Annotated in this window: 23 protein-coding genes and 2 tRNA genes; 5 read left to right on the top strand and 20 right to left on the bottom strand. The window is 65.8% G+C overall.

Annotated elements, in window-relative coordinates; genetic code table 11:
- Positions 1 to 32: 32 nt before the first annotated feature.
- From QWJ38_RS08995 to QWJ38_RS08975, 5 genes are all read right to left on the bottom strand, one after another.
- Positions 33 to 845 carry an AbiU2 domain-containing protein gene (locus QWJ38_RS08995; RefSeq protein ID WP_290358709.1) on the bottom strand — a complete coding sequence of 271 codons (813 nt, stop codon included), beginning with the start codon at positions 843 to 845 and terminating at the stop codon, positions 33 to 35.
- Between the two features lie 74 nt (positions 846 to 919).
- The gene (locus QWJ38_RS08990; protein WP_290358706.1) at positions 920 to 1,309 is read right to left on the bottom strand and encodes a hypothetical protein; all 390 of its coding nucleotides are present in this window, start codon (positions 1,307 to 1,309) and stop codon (positions 920 to 922) included.
- A gap of 82 nt (positions 1,310 to 1,391) precedes the next feature.
- Positions 1,392 to 2,234, bottom strand: coding sequence for a DUF4062 domain-containing protein (locus QWJ38_RS08985; RefSeq protein ID WP_290358708.1), 843 nt, complete (start codon positions 2,232 to 2,234; stop codon positions 1,392 to 1,394).
- Between the two features lie 178 nt (positions 2,235 to 2,412).
- Positions 2,413 to 2,706 carry a hypothetical protein gene (locus QWJ38_RS08980; RefSeq protein ID WP_290358707.1) on the bottom strand — a complete coding sequence of 98 codons (294 nt, stop codon included), beginning with the start codon at positions 2,704 to 2,706 and terminating at the stop codon, positions 2,413 to 2,415.
- A gap of 85 nt (positions 2,707 to 2,791) precedes the next feature.
- Positions 2,792 to 3,181, bottom strand: a complete 390-nt coding sequence (locus tag QWJ38_RS08975; RefSeq protein WP_290358706.1) for a hypothetical protein — start codon at positions 3,179 to 3,181, stop codon at positions 2,792 to 2,794.
- A 228-nt stretch (positions 3,182 to 3,409) separates the two neighbouring features.
- On the opposite strand from QWJ38_RS08975, the gene QWJ38_RS08970 reads away from it, so the two are divergent.
- Positions 3,410 to 4,453: an integron integrase gene (locus QWJ38_RS08970; RefSeq protein WP_290358705.1), complete on the top strand. Its 1,044-nt coding sequence runs from the start codon at positions 3,410 to 3,412 to the stop codon at positions 4,451 to 4,453.
- 20 nt (positions 4,454 to 4,473) lie between these two features.
- On the opposite strand, the gene QWJ38_RS08965 is transcribed toward QWJ38_RS08970, so the two are convergent.
- The 11 genes from QWJ38_RS08965 to QWJ38_RS08915 all read right to left on the bottom strand — a co-directional run bounded on the left by QWJ38_RS08965 (position 4,474) and on the right by QWJ38_RS08915 (position 17,706).
- Positions 4,474 to 4,845 carry a TubC N-terminal docking domain-related protein gene (locus tag QWJ38_RS08965; RefSeq protein WP_290358704.1) on the bottom strand — a complete coding sequence of 124 codons (372 nt, stop codon included), beginning with the start codon at positions 4,843 to 4,845 and terminating at the stop codon, positions 4,474 to 4,476.
- Entirely contained in the window at positions 4,845 to 6,053 is a 1,209-nt protein-coding gene (locus tag QWJ38_RS08960; RefSeq protein ID WP_290358703.1) for an AAA family ATPase, read from the bottom strand. The genes QWJ38_RS08965 and QWJ38_RS08960 overlap by 1 nt, the downstream gene beginning before the upstream one ends.
- Positions 6,050 to 6,514, bottom strand: a complete 465-nt coding sequence (locus QWJ38_RS08955) for a CHC2 zinc finger domain-containing protein (protein ID WP_290358702.1) — start codon at positions 6,512 to 6,514, stop codon at positions 6,050 to 6,052. The genes QWJ38_RS08960 and QWJ38_RS08955 overlap by 4 nt, the downstream gene beginning before the upstream one ends.
- The gene (locus tag QWJ38_RS08950; RefSeq protein ID WP_290358701.1) at positions 6,514 to 6,762 is read right to left on the bottom strand and encodes a helix-turn-helix transcriptional regulator; all 249 of its coding nucleotides are present in this window, start codon (positions 6,760 to 6,762) and stop codon (positions 6,514 to 6,516) included. Before QWJ38_RS08950 ends, QWJ38_RS08955 begins: the two co-directional genes overlap by 1 nt.
- A 144-nt stretch (positions 6,763 to 6,906) precedes the next feature.
- Positions 6,907 to 7,587, bottom strand: coding sequence for a hypothetical protein (locus tag QWJ38_RS08945; RefSeq protein WP_290358700.1), 681 nt, complete (start codon positions 7,585 to 7,587; stop codon positions 6,907 to 6,909).
- A gap of 327 nt (positions 7,588 to 7,914) precedes the next feature.
- The gene (locus QWJ38_RS08940; protein WP_290358699.1) at positions 7,915 to 9,156 is read right to left on the bottom strand and encodes a tyrosine-type recombinase/integrase; all 1,242 of its coding nucleotides are present in this window, start codon (positions 9,154 to 9,156) and stop codon (positions 7,915 to 7,917) included.
- A 171-nt stretch (positions 9,157 to 9,327) separates the two neighbouring features.
- Positions 9,328 to 9,404, bottom strand: a tRNA-Arg gene (locus tag QWJ38_RS08935).
- Between the two features lie 18 nt (positions 9,405 to 9,422).
- Positions 9,423 to 11,420 carry an OPT family oligopeptide transporter gene (locus QWJ38_RS08930; RefSeq protein WP_290358698.1) on the bottom strand — a complete coding sequence of 666 codons (1,998 nt, stop codon included), beginning with the start codon at positions 11,418 to 11,420 and terminating at the stop codon, positions 9,423 to 9,425.
- A gap of 137 nt (positions 11,421 to 11,557) precedes the next feature.
- Positions 11,558 to 11,634, bottom strand: a tRNA-Pro gene (locus QWJ38_RS08925).
- Between the two features lie 64 nt (positions 11,635 to 11,698).
- Positions 11,699 to 15,040, bottom strand: a complete 3,342-nt coding sequence (locus QWJ38_RS08920; protein ID WP_290358697.1) for a UvrD-helicase domain-containing protein — start codon at positions 15,038 to 15,040, stop codon at positions 11,699 to 11,701.
- Complete coding sequence (locus tag QWJ38_RS08915; RefSeq protein ID WP_290358696.1) at positions 15,040 to 17,706, bottom strand: PD-(D/E)XK nuclease family protein; 2,667 nt, start codon at positions 17,704 to 17,706, stop codon at positions 15,040 to 15,042. Before QWJ38_RS08915 ends, QWJ38_RS08920 begins: the two co-directional genes overlap by 1 nt.
- 121 nt (positions 17,707 to 17,827) lie before the next feature.
- Between QWJ38_RS08915 and trxA the strand changes: the two genes are divergently transcribed.
- From trxA to QWJ38_RS08895, 4 genes are all read left to right on the top strand, one after another.
- Positions 17,828 to 18,154, top strand: a complete 327-nt coding sequence (trxA, locus tag QWJ38_RS08910; RefSeq protein WP_290358695.1) for a thioredoxin TrxA — start codon at positions 17,828 to 17,830, stop codon at positions 18,152 to 18,154.
- A gap of 261 nt (positions 18,155 to 18,415) precedes the next feature.
- On the top strand, positions 18,416 to 19,678 hold the full coding sequence (rho, locus tag QWJ38_RS08905; protein WP_290358694.1) for a transcription termination factor Rho: 1,263 nt from the start codon (positions 18,416 to 18,418) through the stop codon (positions 19,676 to 19,678).
- A 164-nt stretch (positions 19,679 to 19,842) separates the two neighbouring features.
- A complete protein-coding gene (locus QWJ38_RS08900; RefSeq protein ID WP_290358693.1) occupies positions 19,843 to 20,094 on the top strand; it encodes a type B 50S ribosomal protein L31 in 252 nt (83 codons plus the stop codon).
- Between the two features lie 105 nt (positions 20,095 to 20,199).
- A complete protein-coding gene (locus tag QWJ38_RS08895; protein WP_290358692.1) occupies positions 20,200 to 21,849 on the top strand; it encodes a hypothetical protein in 1,650 nt (549 codons plus the stop codon).
- 15 nt (positions 21,850 to 21,864) lie between these two features.
- Here QWJ38_RS08895 and phoR read toward each other — a convergent pair whose 3' ends face one another.
- From phoR to pstB, 4 genes are read right to left on the bottom strand one after another with little or no spacing between them, the layout of a single operon-like run.
- Positions 21,865 to 23,247, bottom strand: a complete 1,383-nt coding sequence (gene phoR / locus QWJ38_RS08890) for a phosphate regulon sensor histidine kinase PhoR (RefSeq protein ID WP_290358691.1) — start codon at positions 23,245 to 23,247, stop codon at positions 21,865 to 21,867.
- Positions 23,248 to 23,261: 14 nt separating this feature from the next.
- Complete coding sequence (phoB, locus tag QWJ38_RS08885) at positions 23,262 to 23,966, bottom strand: phosphate regulon transcriptional regulator PhoB (RefSeq protein ID WP_290358983.1); 705 nt, start codon at positions 23,964 to 23,966, stop codon at positions 23,262 to 23,264.
- 2 nt (positions 23,967 to 23,968) lie between these two features.
- Positions 23,969 to 24,676 carry a phosphate signaling complex protein PhoU gene (gene phoU, locus QWJ38_RS08880; protein WP_290358690.1) on the bottom strand — a complete coding sequence of 236 codons (708 nt, stop codon included), beginning with the start codon at positions 24,674 to 24,676 and terminating at the stop codon, positions 23,969 to 23,971.
- 16 nt (positions 24,677 to 24,692) lie between these two features.
- Complete coding sequence (gene pstB / locus QWJ38_RS08875; protein WP_290358689.1) at positions 24,693 to 25,478, bottom strand: phosphate ABC transporter ATP-binding protein PstB; 786 nt, start codon at positions 25,476 to 25,478, stop codon at positions 24,693 to 24,695.
- Between the last annotated feature and the right edge of the window lie 4 nt (positions 25,479 to 25,482).

Raw genomic sequence — 25,482 nt, 5'->3', positions numbered from 1 at the left:
GTTAGCCGATATTTGCCGTGGATCGACGTAGGTCATGATGCCCAACGTCTGACATGAGAGGCTCGACCCGGCTTGCCGGGGCGAGTCCTCTCAATGGAAGGGTTGGGCGTCGCTGTTTCCAATAACGCCATCAACTTCTTGACCTCGCCGACCATTGATTCATGCGCATGGCTTCCCTGCGCTGACGAGTCAAAGATGGATTTGACGGAATAGCGCATGGCCCTGAATACGGGCCGCCGTCCGTTGTGTAGCAGTTGCCAAAGAACATCGTGGAGCTGCAAGAGAAACGTTGCTAGCCGCCAGATTTCCTTGACCGTGCCTGCTGCGTACAGCGCACTGACTTCGGAGCGCTCTTGCTTCTCTCGGTGAGCGAGGTACTTATGGCGGACCGGTTTAATAGCCCGCTCGTAGACGGCTCGATGACCGTCTACTTTCTTTCGGATTCGGAGTACGTCGGCCAAGGTTGGGTAGTAAGCCTCGGCAAGATACTCGGCGAGCCAGTCCGGATCTTCTGCCTTGCCATTCCGTTTGCGCTCGGCGAGCGCAGCAGGTTGGAATAGGTGCAGGTTGTCTTCGAGCGTCTTCAGCAGTTCTTCGACGTTGTACCTTGACGTCGTGTCGAACATGCGGCCGAGCGCGATATAGGCGGCTGACTGAAAGGCCGCTCCACACGCGATCCAAAACGTAGGTGTGTCATTCAAGCGATTCAGAAGCTTCTTCGACTTCGAGGCAGCGTGCTGGATAGCCATCTCGGCGTACACGTAGCGCGCAGCGACTCCTGCTTCGTGCCGAAGATTTTCTAGCTGAATGAAAAAGTCTTTGGGGCGGGTCACAGCGACGCCCAACGTATGAATTCAGAGGACCAGCAAGCGTAGCTGGCGCCGGTCCTCTGCAATGATTGGTTAGGTATCGACATACGCTATTTCGTCTCCGCTTTGACTATTGTCGCCATGACGATCAGGTCAGACGTTCCGGGCTGGAGCAGCCAGACATTGCGAGCGACGCCGTTGAATGCCGCGCCGATCACGGGCTCAAGCTCACAGCGCTCCGGGCTGGTTGGCAAACGCTTTACCTGAAGTTGCTGGTTTCGGCCAAGTGCGTAGGTCGCGGCAAACGGAGCTTCTTGCGTCGCGTTAATGAGCACCGCGGTCCCAGAATAGGCCAGCGCTGACGGCGCCTCAAAGGTTACATGAATGGCGTCGCCTTCTAGCGCAACCTTCTTGACCCAGCAGTTCGACGCACCAGCGACGGCGATCGATGGGACCAGAACGGCCACCAGGGCAATAGCAGATATGCGGGCTGGCGCCATCGTTTTTTTGGATACCTAACGTTTGAATTCAGCCGACCAGCCAGCGCAGCTGGCGCAGGGCGGTTGCAATGAGAGGTTAGGTTTACAGCGCGATCATCTCGGCAATCTGGTAGCCACGGTTCGTGAGTTCGAAAAACTCTCCCTTTTTGCCGCGCTCGACAACGAGATCCAATGTGACAAGTTCGCCCAGTGCTTGCTCCCACTTCGCGACCTCGCGCCTCTCGCCAGAAGGGATCACATTCTTTCCGTTCACTTGGATATCGGTGCCGCCTATGTATCGGACGTACAAGATGCTTCCGTGGTCGTCCAAGCTTGCTTCCTTGAGCAAGATTCGCGCCTCAGCAGACATTGCGGGAATCTTGGTCTTCGATTCCTCGACGGGCGTTGCATCGGCCTTACTCAGTTCACTCAAAAAAAGGGGGTGCTCATTCAGCTTCAATTGGAGCTGCCGGTAGAACTTCGTTCTGAAGTTCGCATGGCTGTCATAACCTTCATACAGACCGCGGCTACGGCAGGATTCCTTGAAACCTTTCAGCTTCGCAACCTGATCCAGGTCGACCGTGTCCATAGCAACCGGCTGGCTCGAGAAGTACAGCATGGTCGGCTTTCCGGTTTCGATATGGCGCTCGATCTCCTCCACGGTGCCGCTCGCATAGTCATCTGTTGCAGTGCCAATCCTGGTCCAGAACACACCGACAAGTAGGTCGCATTTATCTAGGACTTGGTTGTTGATGATGGCTTGAGCAGATGCGCCCATCTCTGGCGAGGAATGAGTCTCCCAGCCGATCGGGAGTAGCACAATCTTTCGAGCGTTCGAGTGAACCGCATTCCATTCGTATACGACATCCCGAATGATGGCCCGCTCAGAAGCAACATCTCCCGGCGAGGCGATCATCACGTTGTATGTCTTTGCGACGTAACTCATCGGACTCCCTTAGAAGTAAACCTAACGTTTGACATGAGAGGCGGTGACCGGCTTGCCGGGCGACGTCCTCTCGATGGAAGGGTTAGGCCGCATTTTTTGCACGACTTTGTATTGAGGCATTTGGCAAAAGTGGCCGAGCGAACTGACTCTTGTGCAAAGCGACACGCTACGAGGTCAGCTACTCGTTGCACCCGTCTTTTAGGAACGACAGTTCGATCTTGGGTTGTGCCTTGGCAAGCAGCTCAGTGCGGAACTGCTGCACTTTGGCTTGTGGTGTATTGGTGCAGGTGAGGACGAGAACATTGCTGGCCCTGACTCGAATGACTTCTTCCACTACAGGCGTTGCAAGCTCCGACTTGATTGAGCCTACTTGATAGGACTTTGGCAGGATGCGTACTTCGACGCTCTGGCTGTTGCTACACCCAATGAGTGCAAGTAGAGAAAGTCCAATGAAGTTCTGGATAGTTCGCATATGCAGCCTAACGTATGAATTCAGAGGACCAGCAAGCGTAGCTGGCGCCGGTCCTCTGCAATGATTGGTTAGGTATCGACATACGCTATTTCGTCTCCGCTTTGACTATTGTCGCCATGACGATCAGGTCAGACGTTCCGGGCTGGAGCAGCCAGACATTGCGAGCGACGCCGTTGAATGCCGCGCCGATCACGGGCTCAAGCTCACAGCGCTCCGGGCTGGTTGGCAAACGCTTTACCTGAAGTTGCTGGTTTCGGCCAAGTGCGTAGGTCGCGGCAAACGGAGCTTCTTGCGTCGCGTTAATGAGCACCGCGGTCCCAGAATAGGCCAGCGCTGACGGCGCCTCAAAGGTTACATGAATGGCGTCGCCTTCTAGCGCAACCTTCTTGACCCAGCAGTTCGACGCACCAGCGACGGCGATCGATGGGACCAGAACGGCCACCAGGGCAATAGCAGATATGCGGGCTGGCGCCATCGTTTTTTTGGATACCTAACGTGTTGTAGACCGCAGGCAGGCGCGGCGTATCGCGGCAACCCGCGCAGTAACAGACTGCCTTGAGCGCGGTCCAAGTGCTTGATGGCGCTGACTTTTTATTTCATTTGACTGTTTGTTCATACAGTACTAAATTTTCCGTCAAAAGCCGCGCCAGTTACAAAGCGCCCGGACGGTGTTCGCGGCCTCCGTCCGAGAGAGGCATGCATCATGTTGCCATCCGTTGCCCGCACCACGCCACCACGCGCCCTGCTCCGTCCCGCTCCTATCGTCGATTTACCGCCTCTGAAGGCTTCCAGGTTGCTGGAACAGTTGCGCGAACGCATCCGCATGATGCATTACAGCCTGCGCACCGAGCAGGCGTATTTGCACTGGTGCCGCGCCTTCATCCGTTTCCATGGCTTGAAGCATCCGGCGACGATGGGCGGGCCTGAGGTTGAGGTGTTCTTGACGCACCTGGCGGCGGATCGCGGTTTGGCGCCGTCCAGCCATCGACAGGCCTTGTCGGCCCTGCTATTTCTCTATGGCAAGGTGCTGGGTCAGCAACTGCCGTGGATGCAGGAGATCGGCCGGCCGATACCAAAGCGCCGCCTGCCGGTGGTGTTGAACGTCGATGAGGTAGCGACGGTCCTGGGGCATATGACGGGCGAGCATCAACTGCTGGCCCGGCTGCTGTACGGCACGGGCCTGCGGATTTCCGAGGCGTTGGGACTGCGGGTCAAGGACATTGATTTCGCGCAGCGCGCCATCTACGTACGACAGGGCAAGGGCGGCAAGGACCGGGTGGTGATGCTGCCGGCATCGCTGGTGCCGGGCCTGCGGGCGCAACTGGCGGCAGGCCGGCAGGTTTGGTATCGGGATGTTGAAGACGGCCGCGCCGGTGTCGAAATGCCCTATGCGCTGGAGCGCAAGTACCCGCGTGCAGGCGCCAGTTGGGGCTGGTTCTGGCTGTTCCCTCAAGACCACCACTCGACCGACCCGCGCAGCGGGATCGTTCGGCGCCATCACCTCTACGACGAGACGTTCCAGCGGGCCTTCAAGCGGGCGATTCGCCTGGCCGACATTCACAAGCCTGCCACGCCGCATACGCTGCGCCATTGCTTCGCCACGCATCTGCTGCAAGGCGGCAGCGACATCCGCACCGTACAGGAACTGCTGGGCCATGCGGATGTAGCCACCACGATGATTTACACGCATGTGCTGCGCATGGGTGGCGGGGCTGTGCGCAGTCCCCTTGATGTGTTGCCGGCATAGCGGTGGCGCCTGGACCGATTTCAGTGGGCGTGCCTTGCGGCGGCAGCGCGGAATCCGGGGCAGCGCTGCGGCTTCGTTGCCAGGTCGGCACCCAGTTCGCGCGGCACGCCAGCAACCCAGCGATTTCGACACTGCATCCCATTCGGCCTGAAGTGCAGGCAGTCAGTACAGACAATGCGATCGTCAAGAACGCTATCACCCACAGCCGCACAGCCAGCAGCCTCCTCGGCCCCGGGCCTGAGTGCTTCTAGCAACGCAGGTTTGTGCATCTTGATCGCGGCGCGCATCGCATCGGTCAGCAACTCGCGCGGCGCAACGGTCAGCCTATCGCCTTCGGCCGCCAGGTCCAGGCCAGCGCCGCGCAGGTGCAGCAGCAGTTCATGCGCGCCCATCAAAACACCTCGCAGTCCTGCCCATGTTGCTCAAGGTGCTCAACTTGCTCAACGTTGGAAGGTTGAGCATCTTGAGCAACATGAGCACCTTGCCCCTTCAGGTGCGGCAGTTTCCAGTACCAGACGCCGCCAGCGCCCTTGGTCTTGATGACCTGCAACTGTTCAGACGCTCGCCGCATCGACGCCAACGAAACTCCTGCGCTCTTGGCCTCGTCCTTCACCGTGTTGGACGGCACAAGCCCATCGGCCAGAACTTCCCTAAGGAAATCAGCAGCGGCATCCACCGCGCTCTTGTCATCGGCGTCCTGGTGGGTCGGATCGGTCAGCAGTTCACGCGCCGAGCCGGCCACGGCCTGACCCCAGGCGATGCAGCTGGCCTGAATGCCGGGGATCGGTTCGCATTGGTCGATGTGATATTCAAACCCGCCATCGTCCGGGCCGATGTTGGACTTGCCGCGCGCCAGAATACGTCGGTCCTCGCCGTCCTCGCTATGCACCTTGGCGGCCACCAGCACGACGCGCGCCACCGCCGTGAACGCGATCGAGCCGACGACGCGCGACGCGGGATCGCCGCCCGCACCGCCCTTGCTGAAGTGCGAGATCCCCAGCACCGCGCAGTTCAATGCTGCGCCGAGGTCAACGAGCGGCTGCATGGCGCGGCGGACCTCCGTGTTCTTGTGGCTGTCGCCGGCCACCGCAGAGACAACCGGATCAACAATCAGCAGCCGCACATCGCCGATCTTCTCCGCCTGCGTCAACAACTGGGCCATGTCCCGCGCCGGATCGAACGGCAGGACTTCATTGCCAATACGAGCGCCGGTGATGAAGTGGACTCGTTTAGCGTCCGCGCCCATTGCCAACAGACGGGGCAACAAGGTATCGGCGGGGTCATCCTCACCGCTCCAGATCAGCACGTTGCCGGTTGCGCTGCGCGTACCATCAGGCCAGTACCCGCCGGTCGTGACCGTTGCAGCCAGGGCAAGCGCAATTGTCGTCTTGCCCTGCCCCGGCGCGCCGGCCAGGATGTGCAGCTTGCCTTGTGCGAGCCAGTCGGGCCACAGCCAGGACACCGGCGCGGGCTTCAGGGAAGCTGCGCAAGTGAGAACAACACCGTCAGCCTCGGAGCCTGGCTTGGCTGCCGCCGCCAATGCCTGCTTGGCACGATCCGCGTCCAGCTTGGCCCAATCGGGTTTGGTGATGGCCGTCATTCAGCGAACTCCTGCATCACGTTTTGGATCGTGCGGGACGCCTCGATGAGCCGCGCCCGGGCCGCTGGTTCCTTGATCGCATCGGCCGTAGCCAGCGCCGTGCAGGCAACGAACCACGCTTCGGCCTGAATCTGCGCGAGCGCAGCAGTTGCTGTCAGCGTGGTTTTGCGCCGTGGTTGCTGGGGCTTGCCATCATCCAGCGTTGCGGCCAAGGCTTCGGCAGCTTCCATGAACTCGGCTCCATGGACTTCCATGTAGTAGTTAAGCACGTCTCCCCCCGACTGGCCGCAAGCCATGCAACGGTAGGCGCCGTTCTCCATGGAGATCCTCATAGAGTCGCTGCCGCCGTGGAAGACGCAGCGGGTGGTTTTCCATAGACCCGGCCCTATTAGCGCCAGTCCTTCGTTTCCATAGAAATCCGCCGGATCAGGCAGCACGGAGCGGTCGAATCGCTTGCCCATCAGCAGCCACCTTGGGACTGAATCCAGGTGCGAACGTCGGCCGCCTTCCAGCGGGTGCAACGCTTGCCCAGCCGGACCGGCTCGGGGAACTCGCCAGCCGCTAGTTTGCGATAGATGGTAGCGTCGGACAGGCCTGTTGCCTGCGCCACGGTTTGGATGCGCAGCAGCGCATCGGACAGTTGCACCGCATGCAGCGGTTGTGGGTTGCGGTCATTGCCGCGAGCGGCTTCGAGGGGGTTAGGTTGCATGTGCGTCCTGTTGAGTGAATGTGGACGCACTGTCTCCTTGACCGCTACCTAAGGAATAGCTGGTATGGCCCGCCAATAGGCCAACGAGAATACCCAGACCATTGCGCTAAGCCGCATGGATACTGGGTTTGTATAGGTCGGCCATTAGGCCGCCCGTTTCCTGCGGCCGGCGCTCTTGTCGGGGTTGGCAACCGTCGCGATGCGTTGCACGGCCTCGTCCGAGAAGTCGAAATTGGCGCGCAGGTACTGCATCAGTCGGTTCTTGAACGTGGCTTCAGGGTCGCCATGCCCGTTCGTCACCGCCCGAAATGCGATGTTGGCCGCATGAAGTTCGTCCGGCAGGTCGGCCGGGTCGATCTCGATAGCTTGTGCTGCCTCCGTTCTAGTCAAGTCCCGCTCAGCAGGTGATGAAAAATCGTATGCCGAGTCCATCTTGTTGTTTCTGACCCAGATCTGGATCGCCTTGCGCTTGAACACCTGAGTGTCAAACTTTGCAAATTCCACATGCCGGATCGGCATAAAGTTGTCCTGCGCAGCCGTTATTGGCCGCTTTAGCTCTGCATAGAGAGATTCGCTGATAAGCAGACCTGCGGATAGAAACGCTGGAATGTCAAAGTTCCCCGGCTTGCGCGCCTCGCGCATGCGCCGACAGTTCCTCACGACTTCATCGAAGTCATGCCTCATCCGTTCGTACACCACGGAGAGTCGATGACTAACACCCGCATTGGGTTTCCAAGCATCATCCGGCTCATAGCCAAGGATCAAGGCGGCCGCCTCGCGGGCAGTGAACCTCGCGGCAAAGTTCCAGTGCGAAAGATCAGTCATCAATTCTTGTTGCCTTCAATCCGCAGTCCCGCGGGCGTCCATCAATCCCATACAGCGCCCCGTACGTACGGGCCTTGTACCTACGTACGTATGGGCAACCTGCATTCTCGCTGCCTCCCGCGTACGTACGAGCTCTATCCCTAAGGGGCTTGCCCTAAGGCATCCATAGAGACGTACAGCAGGCGTCGGCCGCTATCCCTTAGGGGCCGTTCGGCCGGCACGCAACACATTGGCAACCACTCCCTAAGGAAGCGCCCAGCAGGCAGGCTCCTTAGGACATGCTGCCTAAGGAATGATCCCTAAGGCAAGAATCAACCCGCTAGCCGCTCAGGCGGCTCTGATGGGATGGACTTTGGCGCCATCACGCAAATGCTCTAGGTAGTCCGCCCAGGTTTGCATCAACCTCTTGCGTTGTTCCATGTATTCGGCGCGGTCGTAAGCCATACCCAGGGGGCCGCTTTTCCCGTGAGCAAGTTGGGCCTCGATCACGTCAATCGACACGCCGGGCAACCGCTCCGCGATGATGGTCCGGGCCATGGAACGGAATCCATGCGCAGTCATGTCATCCTTGCCGTAGCCCATGCGACGAAGCGCCGTATTCACGGTGTTTTCACTCATGGGACGCTCGCCCGTGAGCAGAGACGGGAAGACAAAAGCTCCGTGACCTGTCAATGGCTTCAAGTCGGTCAAGGCGTGAACCGCCTGCCTGGGTAGCGGTACAAGGTGCGGCCGGCCATTGACCTTGCCATGAACAGTCCGCTTCATCTTGGCGGCCGGAATCGTCCACAAAGCCGCTTCAAGATCGAGTTCAGCCCACTCCATCATGCGGATGTTGGCAGGCCGTTGAAACAACAACGCTGACAGCAGGAGCGCAGCCGCTGTAGTTGGCTGACCGGGATAGCCAGCGATGCTGCGCATCAGTTCGCCAGCTTTGGAGGGCTCCAAGACGGCCGCCATATGTTTAACCATGACAGGCATCAAGGCGCCATGCAGATCGGTGGCAGGGTTGCGTTCGCAGCGCCCGGTAGCGATCCCGTACCTGAACACCTGCCCGGCCGTTTGACGCAACGTATGCGCCGTCTCTTTCGCTCCCCTGCCCTCCACCCGGCGTAGGGTATGGAGCAATAGCGGTGCCGTGATGTCAGCCAACGGAAGACTACCGATCCAGGGAAATAGATCCTTCTCCATGCGCTCAATCCAGCGGGCCGAGTACTGGGCGCTGACCGCGCCTACACGGCCACGGTGAAACTCGCGCGAGACAGCCTCGAAAGTGACGGTGCTAGAGACCGCGCTTGCCAGCTTTTCGATCCGGCGCTGCTGAACCGGATCCGTACCCTCTGTGCGCGTCTTGCGCGCTGCGTCACGTCCAGCGCGTGCCGACTTCAGCGATACGTCTGGATAGCTACCGAGAGCAAGCCGCTTCTCTTTACCACCGAATCGGTACTTCGCAAACCAGCGTTTGGACCCGTTCGGCGTCACTTCAAGGTAGAGCCCGCCAGAATCGGGGAAGCGGACGCGGGTCTTGCCCTCGGGACAAGAGGCATTCTTACAAGCCGCATCAGTCAGCATGGGGGAACAAACTCCAGGAAGGGTAGAAAATGACTACCGTTCCCCCGAATGTTCCCCCACCTTGCTTGCGATGTAAAGATCCCTTGTGCGTCAACCTGCCATGAAAACGCCAATGATTACTGGGCCTTCAAGGGCAAACGCGCCTACGTGAGTCGACCAGATTCGCATTATTGGCCTGACCGGAGGGACTCGAACCCCCGACCTGCTGCTTAGAAGGCAGCTGCTCTATCCAGTTGAGCTACGGTCAGTCAGATGTCGATTTTGCCTCAGGCGATCAGCACGTTGAGGATGGCATTGCCGATGCCCATCAGGGCCGCACCGGAGATCAGGCCGGCGCAGATCGGCTCGCAGCCCTCGACCCAGCGCCGGTAGCCGGCGCTCTTGGCGTCCTTGAAACGCTTGCTCATGATCCAGAACAGCAGCGCGCCGATGAACATCGCCAGCGTCGATTCCGGCGGCAGCACGACGCCCAGGCCGATCGACACGCTGGACAGCGGGAAGCGGCCCTTGGTGACGATGCGCAGCACCTCGATCACGATGGCGGCGACGACAGCCACCGCCATCGCGATGATGGCCGACAGCGGCAGGCCCTGCACGCCCTTGGCGATCAACTCGGCCACGCCCTTCCACTGGATTGCGGCCGGGAAGGCGAACTGCTCGGTGACCATATTGGAGGCCGAGACGACGCCGTTTGCATCGGGGCGCATGAACAGCAGGAAGAACAACGGCACGCAGGTCAGCGCGCCCGCCACCAGGCCGATCACATGGCCGATCGCCTGGTGGCGCGGCTTGCCGCCCAGCATATAGCCGGGCTTGATGTCGGACAGCAGATTGGCCGCGTTGGAGGCGATCTCGCTGGTCATGCCGGCCGGCAGCAGATTGCTGGCCGGATTGCTGCGGTCGATCGCGCCCATCGTGAACTGGGTGATCTTGGACAGCGAGCCGGTCGGCGTCCAGGAGGTCAGCGCCATCGAGTTGGTGCAGATCACCGTCAGCAGGAAGATCAGCGGCAGGCTGACGATGGCCAAGTGGAAGGGCACGCCGAAGAAGGCATGGGTGATCCAGGCGCCCAGGACGCTCATCACCGGCACACCGATCCAGGACACCCACAGCGGCACCTCGATGTCGGCCAGCAGATCGGGCCCCTTGGCCTCGCCGCCGCCATCGTTCTTCTTGCGCTTCAGCGACTTGAAGGCGGCGGTGAACAGCTCCGGCTTGGCCGCCAGCGTCACCAGCGAGCCGGCCACCATCATCGCCACGCCCCACCACATCGACCACTGGTTGACGATCTCGGCGCGCGAGATCGGCACGATGGCGCCGCTGGGCGCGACGCGCTGCACGATGTCTCCGGCCTGGATCATGATCGGCGCCAGCACGACGAAGTTGATGAAGGCGCCGAGCAGGCAGCTGGTCGCCACCGCGATGCCCATCAGGCCGCCGACGCCGACCATCGCGAGGTCCAGCGTGAAGCGCAGGCCCAGCGCGCGGATGTCGGTGCCCAGGATCTTGGGCATCCAGGCCTCGGCCTTGACGGCCCAGGCGTAGTAGTACTGGTCGACCCGCTCATGGAAGGTCCAGGGCTCCTTCAGGCCGGCCCACTGGTCCATGCGCAGGATCTTGAACTGGAGCAGCTTCATCCAGCCGTCGCTGACCAGGGCCTGGTAGGCGGCGGCCAGGCCGGCCACCTTGGCCAGCAGCCGGGCCTTGTACATGCCGGCACCGGCCTCGCCGGTGTAGAGCGAATCCAGCACCACGCCGCAGGCGCGGCCCTCCGGGAAGGGCAGTTGGTCCTCGTTGATGAAGCGGCGCTTCATCGGGAAGGCCAGCAGCACGCCGATCAGCGAGATGACGATCATCCAGATGACCAGCTGCCAGCCGGGGATGACCTTGTCGGCCACCATCATGTAGGCCACCATGCTGGAGAACAGCGGCGTCACCACATAGCCGGCCGAGGTGGCGATCGACTGCGTGCAGTTGTTCTCCAGGATGGTGAAGTCCTTGGCCATGCCGGCACCGTGCAGGATGCGGAACAGCGCGAAGGCCAGGATCACCGAGGTCAGGCCGACGCCGATCGCGATGCCGGTCTTGGCGCCGATGTACAGGCCCGTGGCGGACAGGATGCCGCCGAGCAGGAAGCCGGTCAGGCCGGAACGGAGGGTCAGCTGCGGCATGTCGCCGCGGAACACGTTCTTGAACCACCACTCGTCCTTTTGGGCGCGGGTCCAGCTGCGTGTCTGCTCGTCGGTCAGGTGTGGGATGGCCATGGCAAGTCTTGATGCGGCTCGATAAAGCCGAAGCGGCGGATTGTCCTTGCCACCTCGCGCACAAAGAGTCGGGGGATGCCCGAGCCTCTTCTACAAAAAACAAAACCCGCCGGAAGGCGGGTTTCGAGAAAAGGTCTTGGTCGGAGCGGCGGGATTCGAACTCGCGACCCTCTGCTCCCAAAGCAGATGCGCTACCAGGCTGCGCTACGCTCCGACGAAGACCGCCATTCTAGCCTGGATTCGGAGCAGGCCTTTTTGAGGCCCGCGGCCCTCCTCCCTCAGAGCCTGTCGGTGCAGTCGATCAGCCGCCCCTGCGCGGTGATCAGCGCGGCGCGCACCGGCTCGCCCGGCTGCAGCTGCTGGACCGCGCCGCGGTAGCGGCGCAGCTGCGCCAGGTACTCGGCGTTCTGCTCCGGCGCGCCGTGCAGCTTGTAGTCCAGCACCCACCAAGTCGGCGCCGCGCCGGCCTCCTCGGCATGCCGGCAGACCAGGCGGTCCAGGCGCATGTCCTGACCCTCCCAGTTCAGCGCGACCTCGTTGCCGGCCCAGGCGAGCCGGGCCGGATCGAAGAAGGGCGCGCAAGCCTCGCTGCCCAGGATGGCAGCGATGCTGCGCTGCAAGCGCTCGCGCTGCTTGGCGTCCAGCGCATACATCTGCGCGGACGCGGCGGTCAGCCGCTCGACCGGCTGGCCCTGGCGCGGGCCGCTGGCCCATTCGAGCACGCGGTGCATCGCCTCGCCCAGCCGCGCCTGCGCCTCGTCCTCGGCCTCGCGCGAGGCCGGCGCCTCGATGCGGCGCGAGGGCGGCGGCTGCCAGCGCGGCAGTTCCTTCAGCAGCAGCGGCGCCACCGCCGCCGGCGCGACCGGGTCGATAGCCGCCACTTCTTCGGCCGGCTGCAGCGGCCGGGCCAGCGGCTGCGCCAATGCTTGCAGGCGGCTCCACCAGGTCGGCTGCGTCGGCGCGCGGGCGCCGATGGTGCGGCTGAGCACCAGGCGCGAGCGCGCGCGCGTCATCGCCACATAAAGCGCATTGAGCTCCTCGCGCTGGCGCTGCTGCTTCTCCTCATCGAGCAGCGCTTGCAACGCCGGCGGCGCCTTGCTTTCGGAGGCGAGGAAGGCGACGCGGCGCGGGCTGGGCCGGTCGACCGGCCAGTCGATCGCCAGGGTGGCCGTCTCGGCGCGCGCCGGCGCCGCCTCGGCATCGATCATGAAGACGACACGCGCCTCCAGCCCCTTGGCGCCGTGCACGGTCAGCAATTGCACCGCCTGCGGCTCGGCCGGCCAGGCCAGCTTCAGCGCGCGGCTCTTCAGCGCGCGCACGAAGCCGTACAAGGTGGCATAGCGGCCGCCGTCCAGATCGAGCGCCAGCGCCAGCAGCGCATGGACCGCATGCAGGCGGCTGCGGCGTTCGCTGCCGGGCACCGCGCTGGCCAGGCGGGCCAGCAGATCGCCCTCGTCCACGATCGCGTCGATCAGATCATGCGGCGAACGCTCGCGGCCCAGCCGCTCCCAGCGCTCCAGCAGCAGGCGCGCGCGCTGCAGCGCCGGGCTCAGCGCCTCGTCGGTGGTCTGCAGCACCGCCCACCAGGCCAGGCGCTGGCCCGGCTCCTGGGGCTGCGCGTCGAGCCAGTCCGCGCTGCCGGCCAGCCGCGCCAGCTGCAGCAGATCGGCCTCGTCGGCGCCCAGCAGCGGGCTACGCAGCGCATGGGCCAGCGACAGGTTGTGGCCCGGCGAGGCCAGCGCATCGAGCAGGGCCAGCAGATCGCGCACATCGGGCGCGTCCAGCAGCGCCTGCTCCTCCGGCGCCGCATGCGGCACGCCGGCCGCCTTCAAGGCCTGCGCCAGCACGCGCAGCGGCTCGCGCTTGCGCGCCAGCACGAAGATCTCGCCCGGCTGCAGCCCGTCCTCGCGCAGCAGGCGCAGGATCTCGCGCGTCAGCCGCTCGGCCTCGGCCGCGCGGCGCTGCAGCTCGGGCTCGTGGCGCGCCTCGCTGAGGCTGGGGCGCCAGCGATCCGGATCGACGCCGCCCGCCTCCTCGGCCGCCTCCGGCTGCGCCGGCGCGTCGAGATGGAACACGCCGTCCAGCGTCGTCGGCTGCGCGGACTCGGTGGTGTGCGGCCGAAAGCCGCTGTACTGCTGGGCCAGGCTGGCCTGTTCGAACACCGCGTTGACGGCGGCCAGCACCGGCGGCGCATTGCGCCGCGTGTGGTCGCAGGCCAGCACCGCGCCGTCCAGCGCCTCGCGGACGAAATCGCGCGCGGCGGCGAACACGCGCGGCTCGGCGCGGCGGAAGCGGTAGATGCTCTGCTTGGGATCGCCGACGATGAAGACCGACACCGGCACCCGGCCGCTGCTGCCGCCGCCGGCGCCGGCATAGCCGGCCAGCCAGCCGTAGAGCGCGTGCCACTGCAGCGGGCTGGTGTCCTGGAACTCGTCGATCAGCAGATGGCGCACCTGCGCGTCCAGCCGCTGCTGCACCCAGCCGGCCAACTCGGCATCGGCCAGCAGCGCCAGCGCGCCGCGCTCCAGATCGTTCATGTCGACCAGGCCGCGCTCCAGCTTCAGCGCCTCGAACTGCTCGATCAGCGCCAGGCTCAGGCCGACCATGCGCCGGTGCTCCAACCAGGCCTCGTGCTGGGCGCAGGCGCGCGCCAGGCGCTCGAGCCGGTCGCACAGGGCCGCCAGCTCCGGCAGCTCGCCCAGGCCCTTGCGCGGCGTGCCCTTGTCGGTGAACAGCGCCTTGATGACGGCGGCAAAGTCATCGATGCCCTGCTCGATGGCGCACGCCGCCTCCTGCGCCTTGGCACCCTTGGCCTGGCCCAGCAGCCGGGCCAGCGCCAGCAGCTCGGCCCGCAGGCTGCAGAAGTGCTCGAGCGGATGCGCCAGGCCCGCGCATTCGGGCATCACGCTGGCCGCCTCGGGCATGCCGTCCAGCAGCAGGCCCTCGCGCTGCGCCAGGCGCAGCTCCACCCGCTTGTCGAAGCCGGCCTGCAGCCAGTCGCGCACCGTGTTGCGGCCGCGCGCCAGCACCAGCGCCTGGTAGTCCTCGCGCAATTGGGCGTCGGCCAGCACGGCCGCATGGAAGCGGCTCATCAGCTCCGGCATCAGATCGGCCTCGTCCTCGATCAGCTGCAGCTCGGGCGCGATGCCCTGCGCCTGCAGCAGCTCCAGCGGCGCGGCGCGCAAGAGCTGCGAGAACCAGGCGTGGAAGGTGCGGATCTCGACGCCGCGGCCGGCCAGCAGCAATTGCCGGCGCAGGCCGGCCAGCACGGCTTCGGCGGCGCGCGCCTGGTCGGCGCTCATGCCACGCGCGACCAGCTCGCGCTGGCGCTCGTCCGGCGTGGCGGCGGCGAACTGGTCCAGCCACTCGTTCAGGCGCTGGCGCATCTCGCCGGCCGCCTTGCGAGTGAAGGTGATCGCGACGATCTCCTGCGGCCGGGCTCCCGCCAGCAGCGCGCGCAGGATGCGCGAGACCAGCATCCAGGTCTTGCCGGCGCCGGCGCAGGCCTCGACGACGACGCTGCGCGCCGGATCGCAGGCGACGCGGTAGAAGTCCTCGCGCTCGGCCAGACGGCCGTCGACCGTGTAAGCGGCCGCATTCATCGGGTTCATCGCAGTCATCAGGGGGCCGCCTCGGACCAGTCATCGCGCCGGCACAGGCCGCGCATCTTGCAATAGCTGCAGCTGCTGCCCTCGCCCAGCGCCGGCAGCGGCGCACCGCCATGCAGCGCGCGCAGATCGTCGGCGACGCCGGCCAGCAGCCGGGCCACCGTGCGCTCGACCTCCGGATGCTCGACCTCGGCAATGCCCTTGCCGTCGTCCAAGGCCAGATAGCGCGCCTGCAATGCCGCCTCAGCACCGAGCTCCGGCGCCATCAGCGCCGCGTAAAAGGCCAGCTGCGTGTCCTCCAGCGGCCGGGCCACCTTGGCCTTGAGTCCCTGCAGGCTGCCGGTCTTGTAGTCGATCAGCACGCGGTCGGCGCCCTGCTCGTCGACGCGGTCGATGCGGCCGCGCAAGACCAGGCCCTGCAGCGGCGCGTCGGCGAAGGGCTGGACACTGCGCTCCAGTTCGCCGGCGGCGTAATGCTGGCCGGCCGCCTCGGCCTCGGCCAGCCAGGCCAGATAGCGCGGCGCGAAGCGTTCGAAGCTGGCCATGAAGGGCAGAAACTCGGCCGGGGCCAGTCCTTGCTGGGCCTGCTGCTCCAAGGCCAGGCGCTGCAGCCGCGCGCCGTCGTCCTCCGGCGTCTCGGCCGCCAGGCGCTGCTCATGGAATCGATGCAGCACCGCATGCAGCCAAGTGCCGTAGTCGCGCTTGTCGGCGGTCGCCTCCAGCTCCTCCTGCTCCTGCAGGCCCAGAAGCGCGCGGGCGAAGAATTGGTAGGGGCAGTTGCGCAGCGACTCCAGGCCGCTGGCGCTGAGGCTGGCCGGCAGCAGACCGCCGGCGCGCGCGGCGGCGCGCGGCTGCGGCCGCGCGAGCAGGGCCCGCTGCGGCCGCTCGTCGCGCCAGGCGGCCAGCGGCGCATGGCCGCCACGGGCCAGCGCCAGCTGCAGCCGGTCGAGCAAGGGGCTGGCGGCCAGAGGCTCGGCACCGATCGCATGGCAGCGCAGCAGGCTCAGCGCCGGCGCGCGCAGGGTCTGGGCAAAGGCATAGGCCAGCGCCTCGCGCTGCTGCTGCAGATCGGGCAGGCCGATCGCCAGCGCCTGCGCGTCGCTGAGCAGTGCCGGCAGCTTGCCGCCGGCCCCCAGCGTCTGCGCATCGGCGCCCGGCAGCACGACCGCGCCGAAGGGCCGCAGCATCGCACGCGCCAGCGGCGTGATGACCAGCTGAGGCTCGACGCCGGCCGGCGGCACGTATTGCTGCGCCTCCAGGGTCTCGTCGATCCAGGCGACGAAGTCGGCATAGCGCAGCTGCGCCTCGCGCAGCGCCGCCTCATGCGCACTGTCGGGCCAGGGCGAACGCGACAGCCACAGCGCGTCCAGCACCTTCTCGCCCGCCTCGTGCTGCTGCAGCAGCGGCTCGGCACGCAGCAGCTGCAGCGCCTGCTGCAGCGCGGCCAGCCAGTCGGCCAGGCTGCGCCGCGGCGCGCCCTCACGCAGGCCGGCCAGCGCCGCGCCGGCCAGCTCCCACAGCCGCGCGCTGGACGGTGCCAGCAGGTCGGCGCGCAGCGCCTGCGGCATGCGCCAGCCCTTGGCGCGGCAGCGCGCCTCCAGCAGAGGCAGCGCCGCGCCGCCGGCGCGTTCTCGCAGATCGCGCGCCAGATCGCTCTTCAGCCAGGCCAGCCATTCGTCCAGGCCGGCCTGCGGCGCGGCGGCGCGCAGCAGGGCCATCAATTGCGCGGCCGGCGGCGTCGTCGCCAAGGTCCAGCCGGTCTCGTCCAGCATCGGCACTTGCTGGCGCTCGAGCAGTGCGCGCACGCGCCGCACCAGCACGCGATCCTGCGCGACAAGGGCCAGCGGCGCGCGGCCGGCGGCCAGATGCTGCAGCACGCAGGCGGCCGTGCACTGGGCCAGGTCCTCGAAGTCGCTGCACAGCGCCTCTTCGATGCGGCCCAGCGGCGGCGCTTCGGCAAAGACCTCGTCCAGCTCGACGTCGGCCACCAGGCACAGCGCCGGCACGCCCTGCCCGGCCGCCTCGTCCAGCAGCGCGCGCGCCAGCGGGTCCGGCCCGCCGGCCTGGACCTGGATCCAGGCGCTGGGCCGCAGCTCGAACAAGGCATCGGTGGCCGCCTGGCGACCGTCGCTGGCAGCCCATTCCAGCGCCACCGCCGCCAGCGCCCGCTCCAGCCGCCCCGGCCCCGGCACCTCGGCCAGCACCTGGCGCGCCTGCTGCCAGAAGGCCTCGCGCCGCGCCGGCGCGCGCTGGTAGGCTGCGCGCAGCAAGGCATGCGCGGCCTCGACCAGGCGCGTCAGCGCCAGCCGGAACGCGCGCGGATCGCGCCGGCGCAGCTCCTGCGCCCAGCTCTGCCCCTGCAGCAGCTGGGCGGCGCTGAGCGCGTCGATCGCCGGGTCGAAGCTGATCTGCTGGGCCTGGGCCAGGTAGTTGGGACCCAGGGCGGCGGCCAGGCTGTGCGTGGTCTCGATGCGCGGCTGCCACTGCGCCGAACGCTGCACCCAGGCGCGCCGGGCCGGTGCCAGCTGCTGCGCAAAAGGCAGCAGCAGCACCGCATCGCGCACGCTGGCGCCCTGCTCGGCCAGCCAGGCGCCGGCCCGCTCGGCGACGCGCTGCCAGAACACGTCGGCTCTATGCGCGGCATCCAGCGGCAAAACCTGCAATTCCTGCAATTGCAATTCGCTCTCCTCCCACCATCTATGGGCATGGCCCCGGCGCCATCGCGTCGCGGGGCTTTGTGTCAGAATCATTGTGCATCGGTGCCCGACCCACCTGGCGCCGCCCGTCCAAGGACCTTCCATGAGCGATTTGATCAAACATATTTCCGACGCGTCGTTCGACACCGACGTGATCCAGTCCGGCAAGCCGGTGCTGGTCGACTACTGGGCCGAATGGTGCGGCCCCTGCAAGATGATCGCGCCGATCCTGGACGAGGTCGCGGCCGGCTACGGCGACAAGCTGCAGATCGCCAAGATGAATGTCGACGAGAACCGCGAAGTGCCGGCCAAGTTCGGCATCCGCGGCATCCCGACCTTGATGCTGTTCAAGGACGGCCAGCTCGCCGCCACCAAGGTCGGCGCGCTGTCCAAGGCCCAGTTGACGGCCTTCCTGGACGCTAACCTATAATCCCTCCCATCTGCTGAATGCGAATGGCGGCACCCGCCATTCGCGTCCAACAGCAAATTGCCAACACGCCCGGCCCTTCCAAGGGTTTTGGCGCGTGGACTCGGCGCCCAAGCTCCCGCGTTTGTTTCTTGCTTGCAGCGTTGCCGGCCGGCTCGATGATTCAATCATCGACGAGGCCGCGCCGCCGAACGCCGACGGGCTGCCGAAGTGTTTGTCTGCGGTCCTTGGCAGGACCTCCGACCCCCTACCGGGTGTTCACCCATGCATCTTTCCGAACTGAAGGCCTTGCACGTCTCCGCGCTCATCAAGATGGGCGAAGAGCTGGAGATCGACAACGTCGCCCGCCTGCGCAAGCAGGAGCTGATGTTCGCCATCATGAAAAAGCGCGCCAAGGCCGGCGAACAGGTGTTCGGCGACGGCGTGCTCGAGGTCCTGCCCGACGGCTTCGGCTTCCTGCGCTCGATCGAAGCCAGCTATATGGCCTCGACCGACGACATCTACCTCTCCCCCAGCCAGATCCGCCGCTTCAATCTGCACACCGGCGACATGATCGAGGGCGAGGTGCGCGTGCCCAAGGACGGCGAGCGCTACTTTGCTCTGGTCAAGGTCGATCGCGTCAACGGCGCGACGCCCGAGGAGAGCAAGCACAAGATCATGTTCGAGAACCTGACGCCCTTGTTCCCCAAGGAGCAGTTCAAGCTCGAGCGCGAGATCAAGGGCGACGAGAACATCACCGGCCGCATCATCGACCTGATCGCGCCGATCGGCAAAGGCCAGCGCGCACTGATCGTGTCGCAGCCCAAGACCGGCAAGACCGAGATGATGAAGAGCCTGGCCCACGCGCTGGTCGCCAATCATCCGGACTGCCACCTGATCGTGCTGCTGGTCGACGAGCGTCCGGAAGAAGTGACCGAGATGCTGCGCACCGTGCGCGGCGAGGTCATCAGCTCGACCTTCGACGAGCCGGCCGCCCGCCACGTGCAGGTGGCCGAGATGGTGATCGAGCGCGCCAAGCGCCTGGTCGAGATGAAGAAGGATGTGGTCATCCTGCTGGATTCGATCACCCGCCTGGCCCGCGCCTACAACAATGTGCTGCCCTCGTCCGGCAAGGTGCTGACCGGCGGTGTCGACGCCAATGCGCTGCAGCGCCCCAAGCGCTTCTTCGGCGCGGCGCGCAATGTCGAGGAAGGCGGCTCGCTGACCATTATCGGCACGGCCCTGGTCGACACCGGCTCGAAGATGGACGAGGTCATCTACGAAGAATTCAAGGGCACCGGCAACTGCGAAATCCATCTGGATCGCCGCATGGCCGAGAAGCGCGTCTACCCGTCCATCCTGATCAACAAGTCCGGCACCCGCCGCGAGGAGCTGCTGCTGAAGCCGGAGATCCTGCAAAAGAGCTGGATCCTGCGCAAGCTGCTCTACAACATGGACGAGATCGAGGCGATGGAGTTCATCCTCGACAAGATGAAGGCCAGCAAGAACAACCTCGACTTCTTCGACATGATGCGTCGAGGCGGTTGAAGCTCGGTTCAGCGAGCAGGACTTCACGAACGCCGGGCCTAGCCCGGCGTTGTCGTTTGGCGAAATAGGCGAGCCTATTTTTTGGCTATAATCCGCGTTTTCCTGAGCAGGCAAGTACGTCACAAGGGTGTGGCGCGGCTACCGGCAATGCAAGCGAGATCCCCATGAAAGACGGCATTCACCCCAATTACCGCGACGTGGTCTTCGTGGACCAGTCCAACGGCTTCCAGTTCGTGACGCGCTCGACCGTCCAGACCAAGGAAACCATCGACATCGATGGCAAGACCCTGCCGCTGGTGAAGCTGGAAACCACCAGCGAATCGCACCCCTTCTACACCGGCACGCAGAAGTCGATCGACAATCTGGGCGGCCGCGTCGAGAAGTTCCGCAACAAGTTTGCCCAGTTCAAGAAGTAAGCTCCCCGAGCTTGCGCAAAAAGCAGCCTGCGGGCTGCTTTTTTAATGCCCGGCCGTTATGCGGCATGATGCGCTCCGAGACCAAACCAAGAAGAAAATCCGCGCGTGAATCTGCCCACCCCCGCCATCGTCGCCGAGCGCGGCGCCCAGCGTCTGCCGCGGCTGGCGCTGCTGCTGTTCTGCGCCGCCTATGTGCTGCCCGGCCTGTTCGGCCGCGATCCCTGGCGCAATGCCGATCTGACCGCCTACGGCTTCATGGCCAGCATTGCCGAGGGCCATGCGCCCTGGTGGAAGCCGGCGATCGCCGGCATCGCGGCCGAGGGCGGCCCGCTGCCCTACTGGATCGGCGCGCTGGCGATCAAGGTCCTGCCCTTTCTGGACCCGGCATTTGCCGCCCGCCTGCCCTATGCGCTGGCGCTGGCCCTGGTGCTGGTGCTGACCTGGTACAGCAGCTTCCACCTGGCGCGCACCGATGCGGCCCAGCCGGTCGCCTTTGCCTTCGGCGGCGAGGCGCATTCGGTCGACTATGCGCGCGCGCTGGCCGACGGCGCCCTGCTGGCGCTGATCGCGACGCTGGGCCTTCTGCAGCTGGGCCATGAGACCACGCCGGAGCTGCTGCAGCTGCTGGCGATGAGCCTCTATCTCTATGGCTTGGCGGCGGCGCCGTTCCGGGCCGGCAAATCGCGCTGGGCGCTGCTGATCGCATTGCCGGTGATGGGCGCCAGCGGCGCGCCGCTGGTCGCGATGACGCTGGCGCTGCTGGGCGCCGTGCTGTGCCGGCGCTCGCATTACGAGCAGGTGCGCGGCCTGATGTGGTGGCTGCTGGCGGCCGGCGTGTTGGCCGCGCTGAGCGCCTGGGAGTTCCGTGCCTGGGCCTGGCGCATCGCGCCCTACCGCGGTGCCGTCGATCTGGGGCGGCAGGTGCTGAGCCTGTTCGGCTGGTTCTGCTGGCCGGCCTGGCCGCTGGCGCTGTGGACCCTGTGGCGCTGGCGCATACATTGGCAGCGCCGGCACATCCTGGTGCCGCTGGTCGCCGTGCTGGTGCCGATCTTGGCCAGCATCCTGATGGGCGGGGTCGACCGCGCGCTGCTCTTGGCCCTGCCGGCGCTGGCCGTGCTGGCCGCCTTCGCGCTGCCGACGCTCAAGCGCAGCATCGCCGCCTTGATGGACTGGTTCTCGGTCTTTTTCTTTAGCGCCTGCGCGCTGTTCGTCTGGATCTACTACTTGTCGATGCAGCTGGGCTGGCCGGCGCAGCCGCTGGCCAATCTGCGCAAGCTGATGCAGGGCTTCGAGCCGAGCTTCCATCCACTGGCCCTGCTGCTGGCCGCGCTGGCCACCATCGCCTGGCTGGCCCTGGTGCGCTGGCGCACCGCGCGCCACCAGCATGCGCTGTGGAAGAGCCTGGTCTTGCCGGCCGGTGGCGTCGCGCTGGGCTGGCTCTTGATGACGACCCTGATGCTGGCGCCGCTGGACTACGCGCGCAGCAACACGCCCTTGGTCGAGCGCCTGCGCGCGCTGCTGCCGGCGGAGGTCGACTGCATCGCCGCGCCGGGCCAGGCCCTGTCGACCCTGGCGGCCTTGGAGTTCCAGGGCGGCTGGCGCGTCGAGGCGGACAAGCCGCTGAGCCAGAGCCGCTGCAGCCATGCGTTGCAGGCCGGCCTGGCGCCGGTGCCCGAGGGCTGGGCCGCCGCCAACAGCGTGCGCCGCCCGACCGATAGACAGGTCGGCTTCACGCTGCTGCGCCGCCAGCAGTAAGGCCGCCGCGCGGCGTCAGTCGCTGCTGCCGGTCGCCGGCGCCAACGCGGCCTCGGCGCCCAGCGCCGCTTCGCCGGAGGGCCGCGCCCGCGCCGCTGGCAGGACCAGCTTGAAACAGGAGCCCTGGCCGGGCTCGCTCTGGATCTGCAGCTCGCCGCCATGCCGCTGCACCACATGCTTGACGATGGACAGGCCCAGACCCGTGCCGCCGGTCTCGCGCGAGCGGCTGCCGTCGACGCGGTAGAAGCGCTCGCTGAGCCGCGGCAGATGCTCGCGCGCGATGCCCGGGCCGGTGTCGCTGACGCTCAGCTCGCCGCCGCCATCGGGCAGCCAGCGCCAGGCCAGGTCGATCTCGCCACCGTCCGGCGTGTAGCGCACCGCATTGCTCAGCAGATTGGCAACAGCGCTGTGCAGCTCGGCCTCGATGCCAGCCAGTTCGACCTGGGTATCCTCCTGCACCGCGATGCGGTGCCGGCCGGCCGACAAGGCGCGCGCCTCGGCGGCAATGCGGGCGAGCAGCGCGTCCAGCGAGAGCCAGCGGTCCGGCGCCGGCCGCGGGCTGCCCTCCAGCTGCGCCAGGGTCAGCAGATCGCTGACCAGGGTCTGCATGCGCTGCGCCTGCTGGTCCATCAGGCCCAGCACGCGCTCGCGCTCGGCCGGGCTCAGCGGCAGGCTGCTCATGGTCTCGATGAAGCCGGCCAGCACCGTCAGCGGCGTGCGGATCTCGTGCGAGACATTGGCGACGAAGTCGCGCCGCATCGAGTCGGCACGCTCGCGCTCGGTGATGTCCTGCGACAGCACCAGCTTCATGCCCTCGCCATAACGGCGCACGATCACCGCCAGCATGCCGGGGCCGCGCACATTCGGCAGCAGCAGCGGCTCGGCAAACTGGCCGGCCTGCAGATAGCCGACGAAGGCCGGCGCGCGGACCAGATTGGTGATGCGCTGGCGCAGGTCGCGCTGCGGGTCGAGCGCGAAATGGTCGGCCGCGACGCGGTTGCACCAGTGGATATGGTCGCGCCCGTCCAGCATCAGCACGCCGTTCGGCGAGGCCTCGATCGCCGACAGGAACTGCGCCAGTTGCAGGCGTTCGCGCACGATGGTCTTGTCGCGCTCGCGCACCGCCCGCTCGATCCGGTAGGCCAGCTCGCCGAACAGGCCGGTGTCGCGCGGCGCGGCGCTCTCCTGGCTGCCGCGCAGCCACTGCAGCAGGCGGTGGCCGCGCCAGCCATCGATCAGCACCAGGGCCGCCACGCCGCTCAGGGCCGACAGCAGCTCGGCCAGCATCGGCACCGGCAGCAGGCCGCCGATCCAGTGGCCCAGCAGGGTGCCGAGCAGGACGGCCAGCACCGCCAGCACCAGGCGGGGCAAGAGCCAGCTCAGGGGTCCGGCAGCCATTCGCCTCGCGCCGCTCAGCCGGCCGACAGCATATCGAGCTGCTGCGTCAGCCGGTAGCCGGCACCGCGCACCGTCTCGACCATGCGCGCGCACTGCACCTTGTCCAGCGCTTCGCGCAAGCGCTTCACATGGACGTCGACGGTGCGTTCCTCGATGAAGACATGATCGCCCCAGACGCGGTCCAGCAGCTGCGAGCGGCTGTGCACGCGCTCCGGATGCGTCATCAGGAAATGCAGCAGGCGGAACTCCGTGGGCCCGAGCTTGACCTCGGCGCCCTCGCGGCTGACCCGGCGCGTGCCGGGATCGAGGCACAGACCGCCGAGCTCGACCACGCTGTCCAGCGCCTCCGGCGCCTTGCGGCGCAGCACCGCGCGGATGCGTGCCAGCAGTTCCTTGGTCGAGAAGGGCTTGGTCAGGTAGTCGTCGGCGCCGGCATCCAGCCCCGAGACCTTGTCGCCCTCGTCGGCGCGCGCGGTCAGCATGATGATGGGCAGCTCCTTGGTGCGCGCGGCCGAGCGCCACTGCCGCGCCAGCGCCAGGCCCGACTGGCCCGGCAGCATCCAGTCCAAGAGCACCAGCTCGGGCAGCACGCGGTCGATCTCTTGTTGCGCCTGCTCGGCATCGGCCGCGACGACGACCTCGAAGCCGGCGTGGCGCAGATTGATGGAGATCAGCTCGGCGATCGCCGACTCGTCCTCGACCACCAGGATTCGGCTCATCGTCATTTCACCATCGTCTCGACGGCCTCGGGCGTGTTGTGCCGCACGTCCGTGCCCTTGACCACATAGATGATCACCTCGGCGAGGTTCTTCGCATGGTCGCCGACCCGCTCGATCGCCTTGGCGACGAAGACCAGGTCGATCGCCGAGGAGATCGTGCGCGGGTCTTCCATCATGTAGGTGATCAGCTTGCGCATCAGGCCGTCGAATTCCTTGTCGATCAGATCGTCCTGCTTGAGCACCTCCAGCGCGCGCGCGACATCGAGCCGCGCGAAGGCGTCGAGCGCCTTGCGCAGCTGCGCGGTGGCCAGCTCGGCCTCGAACTCGAGATCCGACATCGGCAGGCGCAGCCGGCTGGACACGCCCGAGTTGATCAGGCGCTGCACGGTGCGGGCGATGCGCGCGGCCTCGTCGCCGACGCGCTCCAGATTGGCGATCGTCTTAGACACCGCGATCAAGAGGCGCAGATCGCGCGCGGTCGGCTGGCGCCGCGCGATGATGCTGTGCAGATTGCGGTCGATCTCGATCTCCATCGCATTGACCTTCTCCTCGACCTGCAGCACATGGCTGGCGATCTCGCCGCTAACGGTCGTCAGCGCCTGCACCGCCTGCGCGACCTGGGCCTCGACGATGCCGCCCATCTCCAGCACGCGCGTCGAGATGCTGCTCAGCTCGGCGTCGAATTGGGTCGAAAGATGCTTGTCGCTCATGGCCTTTTCCTCCCGCTCAGCCGAACCGGCCGGTGATGTAGTCCTCGGTATCTTTGCGCTTGGGCTTCATGAATAGCTCGGCCGTCGGCCCGAACTCGATCAGATCGCCCAGATACATATAGGCGGTGTAGTCCGAGCAACGCGCCGCCTGCTGCATGTTGTGGGTGACGATGGCGACCGTGTACTCGCCCTTCAGCTCGTGGATCAGCTCCTCGATTTTGCCGGTCGAGATCGGGTCCAGCGCCGAGCAGGGCTCGTCCAGCAGGAGCACCTCGGGCTTGATCGCGATGCCGCGCGCGATGCACAGGCGCTGCTGCTGGCCGCCCGAGAGGCCCGAGCCGCTCTGGTTCAGCTTGTCCTTGACCTCGGTCCACAGCGCCGCCTTCTTCAGCGCCCATTCGACCCGCTCGTCCATCTCGACCCGCGGCAGCGTCTCAAAGAGGCGCACGCCAAAGGCGATGTTGTCGTAGATCGACATCGGGAAGGGCGTCGGCTTCTGGAACACCATGCCGATCTTGGCGCGGATCAGCGAGACGTCCTCGCGGCTCTTCAGGATGTCTTCGCCGTCGAGCAGGATCTGGCCCTGGGCGCGCTGCTCCGGGTAGAGCTCGAACATCCGGTTCAGCGTGCGCAGCAGGGTCGACTTGCCGCAGCCCGAAGGGCCGATGAAGGCGGTGACCTTGTGCTCCGGGATGTCCAGATTGATGTTCTTCAGCGCGTGGAAGTTGCCGTAGTAGAAATTCAGATCGCGCACCGCCAGCTTGGCGCGCTCGTTCACGGGCAGGTCGATTTTGGCGTCCATGGCG

It is taken from the genome of Roseateles violae, assembly GCF_030410485.1.
Classification (GTDB): domain Bacteria; phylum Pseudomonadota; class Gammaproteobacteria; order Burkholderiales; family Burkholderiaceae_C; genus Roseateles_D; species Roseateles_D violae.
The sequence above is the reverse complement of the archived record's forward strand: the minus strand, read 5'-3'. Positions and strand labels throughout refer to the sequence as shown.